The 18,606-nt window shown below is 70.2% G+C and carries 23 protein-coding genes; 5 read left to right on the top strand and 18 right to left on the bottom strand.

The genetic code is table 11. The features are described from left to right. Window positions 1-3: 3 nt before the first annotated feature. Window positions 4-699 (bottom strand): TetR family transcriptional regulator, encoded by a 696-nt coding sequence (locus ACZ52C_RS38555; RefSeq protein WP_469079206.1) that lies wholly within the window; start codon window positions 697-699, stop codon window positions 4-6. A 10-nt stretch (window positions 700-709) separates the two neighbouring features. Beyond that, entirely contained in the window at window positions 710-1,828 is a 1,119-nt protein-coding gene (locus ACZ52C_RS38560) for a phosphotransferase (RefSeq protein ID WP_469079207.1), read from the bottom strand. A 229-nt stretch (window positions 1,829-2,057) separates the two neighbouring features. Here ACZ52C_RS38560 and ACZ52C_RS38565 point away from each other — a divergent pair, with 229 nt between their 5' ends. After that, window positions 2,058-2,870 (top strand): HAD family hydrolase, encoded by an 813-nt coding sequence (locus ACZ52C_RS38565; protein ID WP_469079208.1) that lies wholly within the window; start codon window positions 2,058-2,060, stop codon window positions 2,868-2,870. Here ACZ52C_RS38565 and ACZ52C_RS38570 read toward each other — a convergent pair. Then, complete coding sequence (locus ACZ52C_RS38570; RefSeq protein WP_469079209.1) at window positions 2,833-3,714, bottom strand: winged helix-turn-helix domain-containing protein; 882 nt, start codon at window positions 3,712-3,714, stop codon at window positions 2,833-2,835. The genes ACZ52C_RS38565 and ACZ52C_RS38570 overlap by 38 nt on opposite strands. 169 nt (window positions 3,715-3,883) lie before the next feature. Between ACZ52C_RS38570 and ACZ52C_RS38575 the strand changes: the two genes are divergently transcribed. Further along, on the top strand, window positions 3,884-4,066 hold the full coding sequence (locus tag ACZ52C_RS38575; protein WP_469079210.1) for a hypothetical protein: 183 nt from the start codon (window positions 3,884-3,886) through the stop codon (window positions 4,064-4,066). Here the strand turns inward: ACZ52C_RS38575 and ACZ52C_RS38580 are convergent. Then, entirely contained in the window at window positions 4,057-4,785 is a 729-nt protein-coding gene (locus tag ACZ52C_RS38580; RefSeq protein WP_469079211.1) for an HAD family hydrolase, read from the bottom strand. The genes ACZ52C_RS38575 and ACZ52C_RS38580 overlap by 10 nt on opposite strands. A 38-nt stretch (window positions 4,786-4,823) precedes the next feature. Beyond that, window positions 4,824-5,714, bottom strand: coding sequence for a GntR family transcriptional regulator (locus ACZ52C_RS38585; RefSeq protein ID WP_469079212.1), 891 nt, complete (start codon window positions 5,712-5,714; stop codon window positions 4,824-4,826). Between the two features lie 236 nt (window positions 5,715-5,950). On the opposite strand from ACZ52C_RS38585, the gene ACZ52C_RS38590 reads away from it, so the two are divergent. Next, entirely contained in the window at window positions 5,951-6,142 is a 192-nt protein-coding gene (locus ACZ52C_RS38590) for a hypothetical protein (protein WP_469079213.1), read from the top strand. A gap of 11 nt (window positions 6,143-6,153) precedes the next feature. Here ACZ52C_RS38590 and ACZ52C_RS38595 read toward each other — a convergent pair whose 3' ends face one another. The 3 genes from ACZ52C_RS38595 to ACZ52C_RS38605 form a co-directional block, all read right to left on the bottom strand. Next, window positions 6,154-7,071 carry a winged helix-turn-helix domain-containing protein gene (locus ACZ52C_RS38595; RefSeq protein WP_408990577.1) on the bottom strand — a complete coding sequence of 306 codons (918 nt, stop codon included), beginning with the start codon at window positions 7,069-7,071 and terminating at the stop codon, window positions 6,154-6,156. A gap of 323 nt (window positions 7,072-7,394) precedes the next feature. Beyond that, a complete protein-coding gene (locus ACZ52C_RS38600) occupies window positions 7,395-8,660 on the bottom strand; it encodes a GNAT family N-acetyltransferase (protein ID WP_469079214.1) in 1,266 nt (421 codons plus the stop codon). Between the two features lie 286 nt (window positions 8,661-8,946). Continuing rightward, complete coding sequence (locus ACZ52C_RS38605; RefSeq protein ID WP_469079215.1) at window positions 8,947-9,594, bottom strand: RsiG family protein; 648 nt, start codon at window positions 9,592-9,594, stop codon at window positions 8,947-8,949. A gap of 216 nt (window positions 9,595-9,810) precedes the next feature. Between ACZ52C_RS38605 and dtd the strand changes: the two genes are divergently transcribed. Continuing rightward, the gene (dtd, locus tag ACZ52C_RS38610) at window positions 9,811-10,236 is read left to right on the top strand and encodes a D-aminoacyl-tRNA deacylase (protein WP_469079216.1); all 426 of its coding nucleotides are present in this window, start codon (window positions 9,811-9,813) and stop codon (window positions 10,234-10,236) included. Between the two features lie 65 nt (window positions 10,237-10,301). Here the strand turns inward: dtd and ygfZ are convergent, their stop codons facing one another. Genes ygfZ through ACZ52C_RS38625 form a run of 3 tightly spaced genes read right to left on the bottom strand, consistent with a single transcriptional unit; the run spans window position 10,302 to window position 12,305 of the window. Then, window positions 10,302-11,267, bottom strand: a complete 966-nt coding sequence (gene ygfZ, locus ACZ52C_RS38615) for a CAF17-like 4Fe-4S cluster assembly/insertion protein YgfZ (RefSeq protein ID WP_469079217.1) — start codon at window positions 11,265-11,267, stop codon at window positions 10,302-10,304. Window positions 11,268-11,276: 9 nt separating this feature from the next. Next, window positions 11,277-11,714, bottom strand: coding sequence for a Fur family transcriptional regulator (locus ACZ52C_RS38620; protein ID WP_045555945.1), 438 nt, complete (start codon window positions 11,712-11,714; stop codon window positions 11,277-11,279). Between the two features lie 15 nt (window positions 11,715-11,729). Continuing rightward, window positions 11,730-12,305 (bottom strand): heme-binding beta-barrel domain-containing protein, encoded by a 576-nt coding sequence (locus ACZ52C_RS38625; RefSeq protein WP_469079218.1) that lies wholly within the window; start codon window positions 12,303-12,305, stop codon window positions 11,730-11,732. A 318-nt stretch (window positions 12,306-12,623) separates the two neighbouring features. On the opposite strand from ACZ52C_RS38625, the gene ACZ52C_RS38630 reads away from it, so the two are divergent. Beyond that, window positions 12,624-12,986 carry a DsrE family protein gene (locus ACZ52C_RS38630; protein ID WP_033526014.1) on the top strand — a complete coding sequence of 121 codons (363 nt, stop codon included), beginning with the start codon at window positions 12,624-12,626 and terminating at the stop codon, window positions 12,984-12,986. 54 nt (window positions 12,987-13,040) lie between these two features. Here the strand turns inward: ACZ52C_RS38630 and ACZ52C_RS38635 are convergent, their stop codons facing one another. From ACZ52C_RS38635 to ACZ52C_RS38665, 7 genes are all read right to left on the bottom strand, one after another. Further along, entirely contained in the window at window positions 13,041-13,301 is a 261-nt protein-coding gene (locus tag ACZ52C_RS38635) for a DUF3099 domain-containing protein (protein WP_469079219.1), read from the bottom strand. An 85-nt stretch (window positions 13,302-13,386) separates the two neighbouring features. Continuing rightward, window positions 13,387-13,674 carry a DUF1416 domain-containing protein gene (locus tag ACZ52C_RS38640; protein WP_019755963.1) on the bottom strand — a complete coding sequence of 96 codons (288 nt, stop codon included), beginning with the start codon at window positions 13,672-13,674 and terminating at the stop codon, window positions 13,387-13,389. 77 nt (window positions 13,675-13,751) lie between these two features. After that, window positions 13,752-14,591, bottom strand: a complete 840-nt coding sequence (locus ACZ52C_RS38645) for a sulfurtransferase (RefSeq protein ID WP_469079220.1) — start codon at window positions 14,589-14,591, stop codon at window positions 13,752-13,754. A gap of 463 nt (window positions 14,592-15,054) precedes the next feature. After that, window positions 15,055-15,789 carry an LmeA family phospholipid-binding protein gene (locus ACZ52C_RS38650; RefSeq protein ID WP_469079221.1) on the bottom strand — a complete coding sequence of 245 codons (735 nt, stop codon included), beginning with the start codon at window positions 15,787-15,789 and terminating at the stop codon, window positions 15,055-15,057. A gap of 282 nt (window positions 15,790-16,071) precedes the next feature. Next, window positions 16,072-17,328 (bottom strand): hypothetical protein, encoded by a 1,257-nt coding sequence (locus ACZ52C_RS38655; protein WP_469079222.1) that lies wholly within the window; start codon window positions 17,326-17,328, stop codon window positions 16,072-16,074. Window positions 17,329-17,338: 10 nt separating this feature from the next. Continuing rightward, complete coding sequence (locus tag ACZ52C_RS38660; RefSeq protein WP_045555936.1) at window positions 17,339-17,593, bottom strand: MoaD/ThiS family protein; 255 nt, start codon at window positions 17,591-17,593, stop codon at window positions 17,339-17,341. 31 nt (window positions 17,594-17,624) lie between these two features. Continuing rightward, window positions 17,625-18,560 (bottom strand): alpha/beta hydrolase, encoded by a 936-nt coding sequence (locus ACZ52C_RS38665; protein ID WP_469079223.1) that lies wholly within the window; start codon window positions 18,558-18,560, stop codon window positions 17,625-17,627. Window positions 18,561-18,606: the final 46 nt, after the last annotated feature.

Raw genomic sequence — 18,606 nt, forward strand, 5'->3', positions numbered from 1 at the left:
CCCTCACCGCGTCCCGAGCGGCAGCGCCCCCTCCAACCGCCCGAACACGCGCTCGGCAGCGGCGACGGCGTCCCGCTCGACCTCCTCCAGCGGATCCCCCCGCTCCACCCGCCGCCGGTTCTCCTCCGCGAGGACCCGCCGTACGGTCACGATCTGCCCGGCGGCGACCCGCGCGTCGAGCCCGCCCCCGAGCACCTCGGCCAGCGCGGACTCGGCCCGTTCCAGATGGCCGTAGGCCCGCGCTACCAGCGACGGGGTCCCGTAGAGCAGCCGGTGGAAGGCGAGCACCTGCGGATGGTCGCTCAGCCCGGTCACCGGGTCCCGCCGGGCCAGCCCGTCCAGAAAGTGCGCCCGCACGGCCCCGACCACCGACTCCCCCTCGGCCCGCCCCGCGACCACCCGCGCCGTCTCGTCCTCGTGATCGGCGATCCGGTACAGGACGAGGTCCTCCTTCGCCGGGAAGTACCGGAAGAGCGTCGGCTTCGAGATCTCCGCCGCCGCGGCCACCTCGGCCACGGACACCGCGTCGAACCCCTTCTCCAGGAACAGCCGGATCGCCACGTCCGAGACCGTCTCGTACGTCCGCCGCTTCTTACGCTCCCGCAGTCCGCTCCCGCTACCGTGCCCGCTGCCGTTACCGCTCCCGCCACCACTACCGACGCCGCTGCCACTACCGACGCCGCTGCCGCTCTCGCTCATACCGTCGAGCCTAGGCATCACCGGCACCGGGCCGGAGCCACCGGGTCAGCGCGGCTTCGATCGCCGTCACGCCCGGGACCTTCTCGACACCCAGCGGATACGCGCCCCGGCTCAGCACGTCCCAGACCGTCCAGCTCGCGCTGCGCAGCATGGCCCGCCGCGTCGCGGGATCCGTCGCGGGCGCGAGGCGCAGCGCCTGCGAGGTGCGGATGACGTCGGTGAACACCGACTGGGCCTTCTTGTAGTCGAGGAGTTTGGGCAGGTCCTCCCGCCAGCCCCGGGAGCTTCCCGACCGGACCTCCTCCACGAGCGAGCACCAGCGTTGCGTCATCCACCGTTCCTGTTCCGGCGGGTAGCGCATCAGGTAGAGGTGGGTGGCGAGGTCGTAGAGCGGGTCGCCGAACATCGCGAGTTCCCAGTCGATGGCCCAGAGGCGGCGGTCGCGGTCGACGATGAGGTTCTCTCGGTGGAGATCGGCGTGCAGGAGGCAGAAGGGGCGCTCGCGCAGGCCTGACACGTGCTTCCTGAGCTGCTTGAACGAGTCGGAGTCCAGGTTCAGGTCCGCGAACAGCTCGCCGTACTCCGGCAGATTGTCCCCGTACACCCGGTCCTCGGTGAAGCAGATCAGCCGGTCGAGGAAGCCCGCGCTGTCGCCCTCCCCCGCGCGGTCCCGCCGCTCGCACCTCCGCTTCACCAGCAGGCTCCGGGGGCGGACGGCGACCAGTTGCCGGAACAGGGCGAGGATCTGCCCGAACTCCTTGTCGGGAACGGGCGTCCCGGACGGGTGGAGCGCCCCGAGCGTCTCCCCCTCGACGAACCGCTGGAGGACGGTGCCCTCGACCTCGATCAGCTCGGGGATGTTGTCGATACGCCCCTGGAGCTCGGTGAGCAGACGCTCCTCCGAGTCGAAGCAGCGACGGTCGAACCACAGCAGACTCTCGCGCGGCTCACGGCACTTCCAGCGTCCACCCGCGCCAACGCCGCTCCCCGCGCCGGCTCCGGCCTCGGGGGGCAGCCGGAAGACATAGGTCTCGTGGTGGTAGCCGCTGAGTGGTCCCTCCACCGCACCCGGGTCGGCGCTCATCTCATCGGCGCGGCGCCGCCCCTTGGAATCCGAATCAGCTGGCATCGCCCGTTCTCTCGCCGTGGTCGCACCCGTGGTGAAATCCAGGAAGTGGAGGCACGGTACTCCTCCGAAGGCGAGCATCGTGGCAGAAGCCGGGCTTTCGCAGGTGGCTGTCCACCGGTTGAACGCTCACGTCCCCGGGCCCGTACTGACACGCATCGCGCGACTGTCCGAAGGTGTCCCACGCGTGGGTCGGACGGTCGACTGCACCACACTGATCACGATGACTGCCATGAACCCCACCCTCCCCGAGACGACCGAGCCGCTCCGACCGCGCCAGCTGCTCGGCGGGGCCCGAGCCGTCCTCCTCGACTTCGACGGCCCGGTCTGCGACCTGTTCGGCGGACGGTCGACCCGGCCTGTCGCCAGGGAGATCAAGGCCATGGCACGGAAGAAGTGGAATGTGCTCGACCCCGCCGTGGAGGCGTGCGACGACTCCCACACCGTCCTTCAACTCCTCCGGGACATGCTGGACCGAAGGAGGGACGCCGCCCTCGGGCCCACCGCCCTCGACCCCGCCGTCCTGCGCGCGGCGAGCGACATCGTCACGCGGTACGAGGAGGCGGCCGTGGATGCCGCGGTGCCGGCGCCGGGGGTCGATCTGCTGCTGGACACCCTGGTCGACCACGGGAAGCGGCTCGCGATCGTGACGAACAACGCGGAAGGACCTGTACGCAAGTTCCTCGGACTTCACAAGATGTCCGGGAAGTTCGAGGCGGTCTGCGGCCGCGACCCGCGCGACCCGCGCCGCATGAAGCCCGATCCGAGCGCGGTGCGGCTCGCCCTGGAGCGCCTGGGGCACATCGGGCCGGAAGCCGCCGTGCTGATCGGCGACCAGCCCGGCGACCTCAGGGCGGCCGCGTCCGCCGGCGTACGGTTTCTGGGCTACGCACCGGACCATGAGCGGGACCGCCTGCTGCGCCGGGCGGGCGCGCGCACCGTGGTCGCCTCACACACCGAACTGATCGCGGCCTGCGCGCCTCGACCGGACCATCACCCTCAGGGGTTCAGTCAGCCCCCGCCGCTTCGTCGCCCTCGTCCGTGAGCAGGTTCCAGACCGAGTCGAACCAGGCCTGCGCGGAATCGACGAAGACGCTCTCCGGGGACGACGGATCGGCGTCCTTGACGTGGTGGGTGAGCGTGGCGCCCAGGCCGAGTACGTCGAGGGCATCGACCAGTTCGCCCCCACCGACCTCGATCGGGCGTTCGACGACCGTGTAGAAGCCGTGCAGCGCCTCGGTCTGGTTGCGCAGATACACCTTGAAGGTCGGCGTGATCGGCGCATGCCGCACCAGGACGTCGACCTGGCGGACGAGCCCCGCGCGCTGGAGATCCTCCAGCGCCTCGCGCAGCGACGATTCCTGCACCCGGGTGATGTCCCGGAGGCGCTCCTGCGGCCGCGTGTCCTCCTCGGACCCCCTGGCCGTCGGATACGGCAGGGACATCGACTCGCGGGGCAGAAGCATGCGCAGCACGATGCGCTCCGGGGTGATCTCCCCCTCGCGCACCCGTTCCGCCTGGAGCCGGATGTGCGTGCTCAAGGACTCCGACGTCAGGGTGTGGATGTCCAGGAGCACTTCGTTCTGCTCGAAGGCGGAGTCGAAGAAGGAGCGCGGTGTCACCTTGCTCGCCGCCCGGGGTCGCGCCCGCCGGCCGCCCAGCACCCGGGTCCCGCTCCCCCGCCGGGTCTCGACCAGGCCTTCCTCCCTCAGCCGGGCCAGGACCCGCTGCACGGTGTCACGGGAGACGTCGAGCGTCTCGACGAGTTGCCGCTGGGGAGGCAGTGACGTCCCCACCGGGTACGTGCCGTCCTCCATCCCGGCCCGCAGTGTCTCCAGGGCATGCTCGAACTTGCTGCCGCCACCCTCACCGGTCCATGTATCGCCCACGTCCCGACCGTACCGCTCCCCGCCCGCAGGCAAACCAGTTCCGGTCAGAGAGCAGCCCAACTGGACTGCTAGTTAAGGGATCAGCCCAATCGGGAATACCAATTACAGGTCAATCACTGGCCAATTGGACTGGCTGCCGGGGGCAGTCGGCCGAACGGGGGTGGAGAACATGGTGTTCTGGGAAGTGCTGGTGGCAGCGGTCCAATTCCTCGCGGCCCATCTGGTGGGGCGGGCCCTCGGCCCTCTCGGACTCCTCCTGATGGTCGTCGTGGCCGTGGCCCTGCGGGTCGGCCAGGCACGCCTGGCCTGGTGGACGGCGCTGCTCTTCCTCCTCCTGATGGTTCAGGCCTGATCCGGGAGGTGGGTGCGGAGGACGTCCAGGACCGGCTTCAGGGAGTTCACCGTGTGCGAGAGGGGGACTCCCGCGTCCAGGAGCGCCTTGAGCTTGTGCTCGTTACGCGCGTAGCCCAGGAAGGGGACGTCGGCATCGCGGGCCGCCTCGAAATCGGTGGGGGCGTCGCCGAGCATCAGGGCGCGGGACGGTTCGGCGCCCATCGCGTTGAGGGCCTGACGCAGGGTGTGGGGGTGCGGCTTCATACGGTCGAGGTCGCGCGTACGGCCGTAGATGTACGGGAAGCAGTCGGTGAGACCCCGGGTCGCGATGTAACGGGACGCCGCGAGCGCCGAGTTGTTGGTGGTGATGGCGAACCTGGCCCGCCGCGACCAGGTCCGGATGAGCGGGTCGGCCCAGGTGGTGGGGTACGCCTTGGGCGCGGCGGTCAGCTCCTGCTGGGTGAGCCACTCCTCCACGTCGATGATCAGGTCGCTGCGCGGATGGCGCCGGCCCAGACCCAGGAGGACCACCTGCGGGTCGGCCGTACCGCGCTCCCGCTCCGTCAGCAGACCCCCGAGTCCCCGCCTGTCGATCAACCCCACCAGATCTCTGGCCACTTGGTGCGCGGGATGCCCGGAGAACAGTCGACAGATCGGCCCGTCCAGGTCCCAGAGCACGAAGCGGACCGGGGTGATCAGTTCTCGAAGTTCTCGAAGGGACTCTGTCTCTTCTGTCACCGGTTCAGTCTGCGCCGTATCAGCCGTGTCAGGAGTCACTAGGAGAGTGTCAGGTCCGTCGTGATGGTTTCCCAGAGGGCGTTGAACCATTGCTGGGACTGATCGACGAAGGCGGCGTCGCGGGGGCCGGTCTCCTTCACGAAGGAGAAGAGGAGAGACTGGGTGCCGAAGGCGTCGTACATCTGCAGGGGCCCGTCGGCCATCTGCTCCTCGCGCTTCATGAGCATGTAGTAGGCGATCAGGGCCTCCTGCCCGTTGAGGAGGTAGAGCTTGACGGGCGGGGTGAAGGGCAGGGCCCGGAACGTCACGCTGACGTCGAGCTTGTGCGAGGTGCGCAGGGCCTGGAGGTTGTGGCGCAGGACGCGGATCTGGGCGTTGCGCTGATCGAGCCAGCGCCTGTGGACTGGGTCCTCCTCGTCGTCCTCGCCGCGCCCCTCCACCGGCACCGGGAACGCCAGGTTGATCTTCCGGGAGGGCAGCAGGATACGGACGTCGATGGACTCCGGCCGGATCGTTCCCTCATGGATACGGCGGACCGGCTCGCCGAGCGCCAGCATCAGGGTCTCGGCGGTGAGGCAGGCCGCGTCGATGCGGACGTGCGGCGTGGAGAAGGCCTCCGCCAGACGCGGGCCGAGGCCCACCATCGTCGGCTGCGGCTCGTTGCTCGCGGCGGGGCCGACCTCGGCGACCCGGGGCGGGCTGCCCTTGCTGACATTGCTCAGCAGGCCGTCGTCCTGGAGGGCGCGCAGGGCCTGACGGACCGTGCCGCGCTCCACGCCGAACTCCTCGGCCAGCTCGGCCTGGGTGGGCAGGCGTTCGCCGGGCCTGAGGTCGCCGCCGCGGATGCGGTCCCGCAGGGTGGCGGCGATCTCCTGGGACGAGAGCTTTCTGCCGTCGTTCACTGCAACGTTCTCCTGAGTCACGACCAAACGCTACAACTCTCACCCATCTTTGGGGAGTTCACGGAAAGGTGGTTATGAACATAGACCAAGTGGGAACCATTTAAACAAAGTTGGTTGCCAACTTGGTCAAGTTGGCAAACTTCTCCAGCGTTCTCCAGCGTTCTCCAGCTCTCTCCGGCGCGCTCCACCGTTCGCCCCCGCGCCACCCCTGCCCCGCCACCGCATCGAGCACGCCCGCGCCAGCCCTCGGAGGAGGTACCACCATGCCCGCTGCCCTCGCTCTCGTCTCCGCCCTCGCCGTCGTCGCCCTCCAGCGCTTCGTCGAATGGCGTTACGGCACCATGGGAATCGTCGGCCTGCTGTTCCTCACGGTCGGGCTGAAGGCGAACAACCACACGTGCAGCTCGATCGGCGCGGTCATCCTCGCGCTGATGTTCGCCGGACCGGCGATGTGAGCGGGCCGTCCTCAGCTCGTGAGCAGCAGGTCCGAGCTGATGGTCTCCCAGAGCGCGTCGAACCACAGACGGGACTGCTCGACGAAGGTCGTGTCCCGGGGTGCGGCGACCGCGCTCCGCTCGAACGCGAACAGCGTGGACTGGGTGCCCTCGGCGTCGTACATCTCCAGCTGCTCGCTGTCCACCTCGGCCTCCTTCCGCTGCACCGTGTAGTACGCGAACAGCGCCTCCTGCCCGTTGAGGAGGTACAGCTTCACGGGCGGCGTGAAGGGCAGGGCTCGGAAGGACACATGGACGTCCACGCCGTGCGTGGACCGTAACGCCAGCAGGTTGTGCTTGAGGACCTGCCCCTGGGCGTTGCGCTGGGCGAGCCAGCGGCGCTGGAGCCGGCCGTCGACCGACGCGTCGACCGGGGCCGGGAAGGCGAGCGGGATGTCCCTGCTGGGCAGCATCACCCGGACGTCGACCCTGGCCGGTTTTATGCGCCCCGCGTGAATCTCGCGCAACGACTCACCCACGGCGAGCGTGAGGGACACGGACGTCAGGCACAGGGCGTCGATCTTCACGTGCGGGGCCGCGAAGGCGGCGGATATGCGCGGAGCCAGCTCCACCATCGTCGGCCGTGGCGCGGCACCCGGCCCGCCGACGGCCGCCGCGCCCACGCGTGGGGCGACAGTCGCCGGGCTGCCCTTGGAAACGTTGGTGAGCAGGTGCTCCGACTGCAGGATGCGCAAGGCCTGCCGTACGGCTCCGCGCTCGACGCCGAACTCGTCGGCCAGCTTCGCCTGCGTGGGCATGCGCTGTCCCGGTCGCAGCTCGCCGGACCTGATCCGGCCGCGCAACACGTCGGCCACCTCGTGGTGTGACCTCTGGGGCCGCTGTGACGACTTCCGCCCATCGACGGCCGTGCGTTCCCGCTCCACGCACAAACACTACAACTTCTCGCCATCTTTGGGCAGTTCGTGGGAAGGTGGTTATGAGCCGACTCCAAGCGGAGATAAGTAAGGTGAAGTTGGTCGCCAACTTTCGCAACATGGTCAAACTTTCGGATGGTTGGTGACTCTGGCAACTGCCGCCGACCGTCCCACAGACCGACCGATTGACCTCCCTTCCGGAGGGGAGCCGGGAGTTCGACCGGTCCGCACCGTCACAACTGAATGGTTCAGCCACAACTGAATGCGCAGCCACAACCACAACTGAACAGCTACGGATACCGCACACACCAGAAAGGTCCCCAGAGGCCCCAGAGGCCTCAGAAGATGTCCGGGCACCACGGGCGCCTGGACGTCCGCAGCAGGGCGTCGGCCACGGAGGCGGCGCCCTTCCGCTGTTCCCGCGCCCGCCCGAGCGCGGCCAGTCGTACGGCGGACTCGTCGCCCAGCCACAGCGTCGCCAGGTCCGCGACGTCCAGGACGAGGTCGCCGTCCTCGCTCGTCGGCACACAACTCGCCCCGTCCGGGCCCGCGTCCAGCCGGTACCGCCCGTCGGCGAAGCCGTCCCTGTCCACGACCTCCAGCACCAGCGTCCCGGTGCCCGCGTACGTACGCGCCTCCAGCGCCCCTACGACGTCCAGGATCCGTACCCACAGCCAGTCCGCGTGGGCGGTGACGCTCACGGCGCGCGGGTCGGGGAAGAAGTGCGGCAGGAGGTCGTCGGGGGCCCGCCAGCCGCACTTGACCTTGGTGATCCAGTCGATCGAGCAGAGGTAGTGCCACAGGGCGCGCTCGGCGGCGGGGGTCGTCGCGATCAGCCAGTTGACGTCGGCCGTGTTCTGCGGCTGCTTCATCCGCCAGGTGTCGTCCGCCTCGTACGAGACCATGCCCTCGACCTCGCCGGTCGCTGACCGGTAGACCGCGTAGAACGGCTCGGTCCAGGAGCCGTAGACCCGCAGGTCGCCCGTGTTGATCCGCCACCAGCGCTCGTCGCGGCTCACCGCGCCGGGTTGCGCGGCGCGCAGACGGTCGTGGAGGGCGGGGCCGAGGGCGCGTACGGTCGCGCCGTCGACGAGGTCGACCCGGCCGCCGTCCGCCGGGCCGGACCAGCGGGGGTCCAGGCCGGTGCGGGGGACGTCGACGGTCCACTCGGTGGTCCAGGTGGCGGGGCCGAAGCCGTAGCGGCCGTAGATCGGGTACTCGGCGGCGATCAGGGTGGCGACGACGTCGCCGCGGTCCTTCGCGGCGGAGAGGTCCTGGGCCATCATCCGGGTGAGCAGGCCCCGGCGGCGGTGGGTGGGGCTGACCGTGACGTTCGAGATGGCGTCGGCGGGGACGGTGCGGCCGCCCACGGCGGTGAGTTCCTGGGGGAAGGAGCGGAAGGTCGCCACGACGTGGGGGTCGGGGGCGGTGGGGTCGAACGCGGCGAGCGTTCGGGACGGGTCTATGTGGGACGAGCGGTCCTTGAGCTCCTGGGGGGTCAGGGTTTCCGGGGCTCGGAGGAAACCGACGTTCAGAGCGTTCAGCCAGGCCGGGATCTCGTCCTCGGTGACGGGGCGTACGGCTGTGTCATGGGAGGGGCTCATGGGGTCACGCTAGGGGGGGTCTCGGCGGTGTGTCTCCGAATTTTCCCCGCCCCCGCGCCGCCGCTACCCGTCCCATCCTGAAGGGACTGCGCCCCCTCGCCCCCCAGGCGTCCGTCCGGTGGGGGCTGGTCGCGCAGTTCCCCGCGCCCCTGAAAAGCAGGGGCTGCGCCCCGTGCTTTTCGGCCCGAAAGGCCGGAGGCCTTTCAGGGGCGCGGGGAACTGCGCGAGAAGCCCACCGGACCCGCACCCGACAACGCACCCCCCACGCCCCCGGCAACCGCCCCCGCTACGTCAGCAGGTCGTCCACCTGGGCCTCGCCCTCCCGGTAGCGGCGGGCGATCTCCGCGCTGCAGTCGTCGGCCGTGCGCTGCAGGTGCTGGCGGCGGCCGGAGATCTGCTGCTCGTGGTGGACCAGGCGGGCGAGGCCCGCGGTGAGTTCCTCGTCGGTGCGGGCCCCGAGGTCGGAGAGTTCGACCTCGTCCAGCATCTCGGCGGCCAGCCGGCGGTACTCCTCGCCGCGCGGCGTGCCCACGGTGACGTGGCGGGCCGACGAACGGTGCCGGGCCGGGGCGTCCGTGAGGATCGCCGACAGCCGGTCCACGAGCGCCGAGCGCTCACCGGAGCCCGGTGCCGGCGCCACGGGGTCCGCCGCACCGCCCCTGCGGGCCAGCTCGGCGCGCAGGATGTCGATACGGCCCTGGAGCAGCCGCCGCAGATAACTGAGGTCGGCCTCGTCCCGCTGGGCGTCCCGCCGCAGCGTGCGCAGCTCGGGCAGCCGCAGCCGGGACAGCTCGGACTGGGCCGGGTCCGGCGGCGGCAGTGGTCCGCTGTCCGTGCGCTGGACCGGTGGCCGACGGACACCGGGGGCGGCCCCCGGCGTCGTACGGGTAAACGTCGCAGTTCCCGGGGGCTGCCCGGTACTCGATGTGCTCATGCGCCTCAACCGTCCCCTCGACCGGTGTGTGTGAGCATCGTGCCACTCTCCGTGGCCGCTTTGTGACCGAGTCCCCGCGATCCACCCCAGATGGGCGGTAATGGATCAATGAGAAAGACCGGGCAAAGCGCTCTTCAAACCCCCGTGATCACAAACCCCCCGTAGGAGGGACCCCCTGGCGAACGCCTGATGGACGGCGGCGGCATCATGGTCGGCATGCGTGCGGTGGTGCAGAGGGTCGACGGCGCGAGCGTCGTCGTGGACGGTGAGACGGTCGGGTCGATCGAGGGCGAGGGGCTGTGCGTCCTGGTGGGGGTGACCCACGAGGACACCAAGGAGAAGGCGGCGCAGCTGGCGCGGAAACTCTGGTCCGTGCGGATGCTGCACGACGAGAAGTCGTGCAGCGACGTGGCCGCGCCGCTGCTGGTGATCAGCCAGTTCACGCTGTACGGGGACGCGCGCAAGGGCCGGCGCCCGACCTGGAACGCCGCGGCGCCCGGTGAGGTCGCCGAGCCGCTGGTCGAGGAGGTCGTCGCCCAGCTGCGTTCGCTGGGGGCGACGGTGGCCACGGGACGGTTCGGCGCGTCCATGCGGGTGTCCCTGACGAACGACGGCCCGTTCACGGTCCTGCTGGAGATCTGAGCCCCTGAAGGCGCGCTCCCCCACCTGATGGCGAGGTCCCACGCCTGATGGCTCGCTCGCGCCCTCTACGGCTCGACCACGACCTCCTGGGCCGCCGCCGTCGTGTCCGCCAGCAGCCGCGCGTCGACCGGGACGTTCCGCTTGACCAGGGCCAGGGCGACCGGCCCCAGCTCGTGGTGGCGTACGGAGGTCGTGATGAAGCCGAGCTTGCGGCCCTCGGCGCCGTCGTCCGCCAGCCGGATCTCCGCGCCGCGCGGCGGGAGGTGGACCTCGCTGCCGTCGAGGTGGAGGAAGACGAGGCGGCGCGGCGGCTTGCCGAGGTTCTGGACCCGGGCGACGGTCTCCTGGCCCCGGTAGCAGCCCTTCTGGAGGTGCACGGCCGTGCCGATCCAGCCCAGCTCGTGCGGGATGGTGCGGTGGTCGGTCTCGAAGCCGAGGCGGGGCCGGTGGTGCTCGACCCGCAGCGCCTCGTACGCGAGCAGCCCGGCGGCGGGGCCCGTCTTCTCCGCGTACGACTCCAGGTCCGCGCGCGGGAGGAACAGATCACGGCCGTACGGCGTCTCGCGGACGACCGTGCCCTCGGGGACCTCGGCGATCGAGCCGGCCGGGAGGTGGACGAGCGCGAAGTCGCCCGTCCGGTCGGCCACTTCGACACGGTAGAAGAACTTCATCGACTCCAGGTACGCCAGCAGCGCCTCCTGGGTGCCGGGCTCGACGTGCGCCCAGACGGTCGTGCCGTCGTCGACCAGGTACAGCGCGTGCTCGATGTGACCGTTGGCGGAGAGGATCAGCGCCTCGGTGGCCTCGCCGGTGGGCAGCTCGCTGACGTGCTGGGTGAGCAGCAGGTGCAGCCAGCTGAGCCGGTCCTCCCCGGAGACGGTGATCACGCCCCGGTGGGAGAGGTCGACGAATCCGGTGCCGTCGGCGAGGGCGCGCTGTTCACGGAACAGGTCGCCGTAGTGGGCGGCGACGCCTTCGTCCACGCCCTCGGCGGGGACGGCGCCGGGCAGGGACAGCAGAGGGCTTTTCATATGCCTAGCCTACGACTTGGTACTTGAAGCCTTGAGTGTGCAGCTCTCGCAGCGGCCGAAGATCGCGAAGTGCTTCAGGTCGGTGTCGAACCCGAAGGTCTCGCGCAGCTTCGCCGTGAAGTCCTGCGCCACCGAGACATCGGCCTCGATGACGTTCTCGCAGTCCCGGCAGACCAGATGGATGTGGTGGTGCCGGTCGGCCAGGTGGTACGTCGGTGCCCCGTGCCCCAGATGGGCATGGCTGACCAGCCCCAGCTCCTCCAGGAGCTCCAGGGTCCGGTAGACCGTGGAGATGTTGACCCCCGACGCCGTCTTCCTCACTTCCACGAGGATGTCGTCGGGGGTCGCGTGCTCCAGGGTGTCCACGGCTTCGAGCACGAGTTGACGCTGCGGCGTCAGCCGGTAGCCGCGCTGCCTGAGGTCGCTCTTCCAGTCGGTGCTCACCACACCACGAGTCTAGAACTACTTGAAGAACGCGATGCCGTCGTCCGGCATGTCGTCCGGGAGGGCCTTGGCCCAGCGTTCGACGTCCTCGGGGGTGACGACCTTCTTCAGGTGGGCGGACATGTAGGGGCGCAGCTCGACGTCGGGGGTGGCCTTCTCGCCGACCCACATCAGGTCGCTGTTCACATAGCCGTACAGCCGCTTGCCGCCGCTGTAGGGGCCCGAGGCGGCCGTCCGCGCGACCGCGTCCGTGACCAGGTCGATCTGCGGCTTCTGCTTGGCCAGCTCGCCGTACCAGACCTCGACGACGCCGTCGTCCCGGGTCATGACGATCTCGACCTTGCGGTCGGCGTCGACCCGCCAGAACCCGGACTCGGTCTCCAGCGGACGGACCTTGTTGCCGTCCTTGTCCAGCACCCAGGTGTGGGAGTGGTACTCCAGGAAGTCCCGGCCGTCGTGGGTGAAGGTGACCTCCTGGCCGAAGTTGCACTTCTCGGAGCCGGGGAAGTCATGGACGCCCGCGCCGGCCCAGTCGCCGAGCAGGAAGGCGAGGGGGACGAGGTCCTTGTGGAGGTCGGACGGGATCTCGATCATGAGTGGCGGTTCCTGGGAGTCCTGGAGGTCCTGGGCGTCGGTCGGGCGCGGGTCAGCGCTGGCCCTGGTACAGCTTCTTCACGGCCAGGCCGGTGAAGGCGAGAACGCCGACGGCGACCAGGACCAGCAGGGTCTCGAAGAAGATGATCACGAGGTGCTCCTCGATTGAGCGGGAGACGTGCGTACGCACACAGGGCCGGACCCCAGCTTACGCGGCTGGGGTCCGGCCCTGTCCGCGAGGTACGCCTCAGGGGCGCGGGCGGCACGACTGCCCTGCTGAGACCGGGCGCCCGGCCGGCGGGGTACTACGCTGCGGGCATGGCGAAGAAGCTCGTGATCAAGGTGACGGCGGGGGCCGATGCCCCTGAGCGGTGCTCGCAGGCGTTCACGGTGGCGGCGGTGGCCGTCGCCAGCGGCGTCGAGGTGTCCCTGTGGCTGACGGGCGAGTCCGCGTGGTTCGCGCTGCCCGGCCGCGCCGCCGAGTTCGAGCTGCCGCACGCCGCCCCACTGCCCGATCTGATCGACTCGCTGCTCGCGGGCGGCCGGATCACCCTGTGCACCCAGTGCGCGGCCCGCCGGGACATCACCGAGAAGGACGTCATCGAGGGCGTACGGATCGCCGGCGCCCAGGTGTTCGTGCAGGAGGCCATGACGGACGACACCCAGGCCCTCGTGTACTGACGCAAGCCGGGTTCTGGTGCACCGACGGGCATCCGGGGCATCGCGCCCTCCGGATCACGGCCGGCGTTTCTTGCCGTCCAGCTCGTCCCACCACTCGTCGGACTTCGGGTCGCCGGAGGGGTCGTCCCACCAGCGGTCGTCGGGGCCGCGCCGGTTGGCGACGACGGCGGCGAGCGGCGGGATGACCATCGCGACCACACACATGCCGACCGCGACCGGGACCGACCAGAGGCGTACGACGCTCCAGGCCATGACGAAGAGGGCCAGGCACGTGCCCATCATGGCGAAGTACAGGTGGCGCCGGCGGGCGTACATACCTCCAGCGTAGGTCCGCGCACGGCTGAGGGCCGCACTCCGGGGAGTGCGGCCCTCAGCTGTTCGACTGTTCGACGAACCCGTCTCAGACGGCGATCGCGACCTCCGCCAGGCCGCCCTTCTCGGCGACGACGGTCCGGTCGGCGGTGCCGCCGGGGACGAGCGCACGGACGGTCCAGGTGCCCTCGGCCGCGTAGAAGCGGAACTGGCCCGTCGCGGAGGTGGGGACCTCCGCCGTGAACTCGCCGGTCGAGTCCAGCAGACGGACGTAGCCCGTCACCGGCTCGCCGTCGCGGGTCACCTGACCCTGGATCGTGGTCTCACCGGGCTTGATCGTCGAGGCGTCCGGGCCGCCGGCCTTCGCTCCACACATGTCTTTCTCCATAAGGGGTCTGACCGGAGGAAGGCCGGTCGGGACGAACGGGGGTGTGCGGGTACCGCTGGAGGTGCTTACTTGTTGGCGCCGAGCTCGATCGGGACGCCGACGAGGCTGCCGTACTCGGTCCAGGAGCCGTCGTAGTTCTTGACGTTCTCGACACCGAGCAGCTCGTGCAGGACGAACCAGGTCAGCGCGGAGCGCTCACCGATGCGGCAGTAGGCGATGGTGTCCTTCGCCAGGTCCACCTGCTCCTCGGCGTAGAGCTCCTTGAGCTCGTCGTCCGACTTGAAGGTGCCGTCGTCGTTGGCGTTCTTCGACCACGGGATGTTGCGGGCGCTGGGCACGTGGCCCGGACGCTGCGACTGCTCCTGCGGCAGGTGCGCCGGGGCGAGCAGCTTGCCGGAGAACTCGTCGGGCGAGCGCACGTCGACCAGGTTCTGCGAGCCGATCGCGGCGACGACGTCGTCACGGAAGGCGCGGATCGCGGTGTTCTGCGGCTTGGCCTTGTACTCGGTCGTGGGGCGCACCGGCACCTCGTCGACCAGCTCGCGGGCGTCCAGCTCCCACTTCTTGCGGCCGCCGTCGAGCAGCTTGACGTTCTCGTGGCCGTACAGCTTGAAGTACCAGTAGGCGTACGACGCGAACCAGTTGTTGTTGCCGCCGTAGAGGACGACCAGGGTGTCGTTGCCGATGCCCTTGGCCGACAGGAGCTTCTCGAAGCCCTCCTGGTCGACGAAGTCGCGGCGGACCGGGTCCTGGAGGTCCTTCGTCCAGTCGATCCGGATCGCGTTCTTGATGTGGTTCTTCTCGTACGCGGTGGTGTCCTCGTCGACCTCGACGATGGCGATGTTCGGGTCGTCGAGGTTGGCCTCGACCCAGTCGGCGTCTACCAGGACGTCGCTGCGGCTCATGCTCTTTCTCCTCCGGGGCAGTTACGGCGGGGTGCGGGTGCCTCCGGCGGTTCGGCCGGGGCGCGCGGGGATGGGCCCTGGCTCGAACAGGGCAGGCATCGGGGGCCGCGGCGGCAGGACTCCGCCGCTCGCTCAGAAAGTGCGACAGAGCATGGCGGCGACGCGGCACAGGTCTACTGCCCGCCGCTTCGTGAGATCCGCCTGTCGCTTCATGGTGGTCGATCGTAGGGACGGACGGGCGGGCGTGTCACCGGCATGTCGTATTCTGAGACGCGATCGTCCGGAATATGGGATGCGGTGGCTGACGAGGCTGGGGTGACGGGGCGGAGGAGCCCCTGTAGCCGTCGTCACATCTACGGTTCGGACGGCATCGTCTCGCCTTTCGGACATCGGCGAGGATGCGGCCGCGAGGAGGGTGCGGCCGTGCCCGCGGGTACGGCCGTGGGCGGGGCCGACCGTCGTCCTACCCCGCCAGCCTGACGTTCGAACCCTTCACCGTGATCTCCACACCGTCCGGCGCCGCCTCGACCTTGTCGAGCTTGATGCCGCCGGGGAGGTTGTCGATGGCCTGCTGGAAGTCGGTGATCGAACGGACGACGTTCTCGGCGAGGTCGGTGCCGCCCAGGCTGGGCAGGGAGTCGGCCTGCACCTCGACCTTGTCGCCCTTGACGCTGACGGTGCTGAGGACGGAGACGGTCTGCGGTTCGAGGGCCGGCGGGTCGATCTCGACGTTGACCTTGATCTTGCCCTTGCCGCCGTCGGAGAGGCCGACGACGCGGGCGGTGAAGCCGAGACCCACGTCGGTGGGCTCCGACTTGGCCGCCTTGAGGAGTTCGTCGTACGAGATGGTCGCGGTGCCGGTGGCGCTGGTGGCCGTGGCGGAGCTGTAGTCGCTGGAAAACGCGACGCCGCGCATGTTCGCCTTCAGGTCGGCGATGCGGATGCTCTCGTCGGGCTTGCCGGTGCTCGCCTCGAAGTTTTCGATGCCGACCTCGACGTCGTCCAGTTCGCCGCCCGCGACCTGGGTGAGGAACGGGAAGCCCTTGATGGACACGTCCGGGGTGCTCGTCAGGCCCTCGCTCGCCTTCAGCTGCTGGGCCGCCTCGTCCTCGGCGAAACCGACGGCCACGCGGTCGGCGACCACGAAGAGGCCGCCCAGGATCACGGCGACGATGACAAGTATTCGCAGTGCGCGCATCTCTCGGTGTTCCCCACGTAGTCCACTCGGCGGCCGAACGGTATCTACGCGAGGGTAATCGGGCGGGCGCGGGGCCGGGGAGGGGCGGCCCGCGTTGTTGATCAGCTGTGACAGGGGTTCGTTGTCGGGTGCGGGTGGGCGGGGCTTCTCGCGCGGTTCCCCGCGCCCCTGAGAAGCAGGGGCTGCGCCCCGTGCCTTTCATGAAGGGCCGAAGGCACCTTCAGGGGCGCGGGGAACCGCACGATCAGCCCCCACGCACCCGCACCCGACGACGTACCGCCGTCAGACCAACGCGCGGCCCAGCAGATACACCGCCGGCGCCGCCGCCGTCAGCGGCAGCGCCACGCCCGCGGTGAAGTGGACGAAGCGAGAGGGGTAGTCGTAGCTCGCGACCCGGTGGCCGACGAGGGCGCAGAGACCGGCTCCGGCCCCGAGGAGCGCGCCGGACGTGCCCAGCTCGGTCGCACCACCGGCGGCGATGCCCGCGCCGGTGGCCGCCAGCAGCGCGACGACCACCGAGGCCGGAGTGGGCAGCGGCAGCGCGCGGGCCAGGACGGCCACCGCGACCGCGACCCCGCCGACCGTCACCGCGTCCGCCGCGGCCGCCAGATAGCCGGTCGCGACGATCGCCAGCGCCGACGAGGCCACCGTCGCCATCAGGCCATACATCCGCTCGTCCGGGTCCGCGTGGCTGCGCAGCCCCAGCACGATGCCGAGCAGCACCCACACGCCGAGCGTCCCGAGGATCGCGGCGGGCGCGTGCTCCCGGCCGGCCACGAAGAGGGCCGCGTCCGCCGCGAGGGCGCCCGCGAAGGCCAGCACGATGCCCTGCCGGGCCGGCCACATGCCGTTCAGCCGGAACCAGCCCGCCGCCGTCACGGCCTGGAGGACCACCAGGGGTACGGCGAGGGCGTACTCCCCGAGCGCGGCGGCACCGGCCAGCAGCAGGCCCAGTACGGCCGTGATCAGCGCCGGCTGCATACCGGGCTCGATGATCGGCGACCGGCCCTCGGCCCGCGCCCGCTGGGCGTCGGTGACCCGGGTGTTGCCGGTGAGGGTGGGCGGACCGTAGCCGGGCGCGGAAGGGGCGGCGACGGCGTCCGGAGCGGCCTGGGGCCGAGCGTGCGCCGGAGGCTGGGCCTGCGGCTGTGCGTGCGGTTGCGCCTGGAACTGCGGCTGCGCGGGGGGCTGGTGCGCATGCTGAGGTTGGTGCGGGTGCTGGGGCTGGTGCTGTGGGTGGTGCTGGGCCTGCGGGGCGTACTGGCCGGCGTCCGTCTGCTGAGGCAGGTACGCCGTCTCCGTCAGGTTGGCGGCGGGCGAGGTCCGGGGCTGCATCTGGGTCTCCCAGGTCTGCCCCTCCCACTGCTGGGTGTAGTGCTGGGCGTGGGCGGCCTGGCCCTCGTCGTAGCCCTGCCAGTGCGGCTGCGCCTGCGCCTGGGGCTGCTGCGGGTGCTGGTGGGCGTCGTAGCCCTGTCCCGGGTGTCCCTGCTGTTCCGGGTACGCCTGGTGGCCCTCGTACCCGTACGGCTGGTTGCTCATGATGTGGGGGTCACCCTCCTGCGAACGGCGGGAGCACCTCGACCGTGCCGCCCTCGGCCAGACGTACCGTCTCATGCGCACGGGTACCCACGGGGTTTCCGTCGACGAGGAACGAGCATCGCCGCAGGACCCGGTCGAGTTCGCCGGGGTGGCGGTCACGGGCGGCGGTCAGGGCGTCCGCGAGGGTGGCCGCGTCGTAGGGCTCCTCGGCGACGCCGGCTGCGGACTTGGCTGCGGCCCAGTAGCGGACGGTGCCCTTTGGCATCTGCGTTCCTCGTGTATGAGTCGTGACGGGGTCAGGCTACGCCCCTGCCCGCGACCCCTTTCACCACCCACTCCCCGATTCTCTCCAGCAATTCCACGCTCGCCGCGTTCTCCGCGTGGCCCATCCCCCGCTCCAGCCAGAGTTCCCCGTCGTCGCCCGCCGCCGCGGCCAGCATCTCCGGGTGATCGAGCGGGAAATAGCCGTCCCGGTCGCCGTGGACTATCAGCAGGGGGGTCGGGGCGATGAGGGGCACGGATTCCACCGGGGAGAGGGGGACGGGATCCCAGTCGCGGTGGTGGATACGGGTGCGGAGGCCGTAGCGGCCGAGAAGGCGGCCCTCGGGGCGGGTGATGAGCCAGTGGACCCGGCGCATGGGGGCCGTGCCCCGGTAGTACCAGCGGGCCGGGGCGCTGACCGAGACGACGGCGTCCGTACCCGGGTCGACTAAAGCGCCCCTGTCCGGGTCGACGACGGCGTCCGTGGCCGTGTCCGGTCGGGCCGCGTGGCGCAGGACGACCGAGCCGCCCATGGAGAAGCCGACGGTGGCGACGCGCGTGTGGCCGAGTTCACGCGCCCAGCGGACCGCCGCCGCGAGGTCGAGCACCTCACGGTCGCCGACCGTGGAGAGGCCGCCGGATCGTCCGTGGCCCCGGAAGGAGAAGGTGACGACGGACCCGTACCGGGCGAACGTCTCCGCCACCCTTCGAACGTACGGACGATCGACGTCGCCCGTGAAACCGTGCGCGACGACAACGGCCAGGTGGCCGGAGGGTGGAGTTCCGGTGTCGTCCGGGCCGTTGTATACAACGGATTTTGGATCGTATACGGACTCGATATTCACCCCGTCGTCAGTCCGCAGAAACCTACGCAAAGGGGTTCGCGGAGGTCCCGAAACGGTTCGAGGGGCCGTCTCAGAGTTCGGGATGTCGAAAGATCGCGTCACATGGCCTGCCGGACCAGCACTCATGTGGGCTATTCTGCTGGACAGAGGACTCGGGCAATGTCGCCCCCGG

This window comes from Streptomyces sp. NPDC034049 (assembly GCF_055575575.1).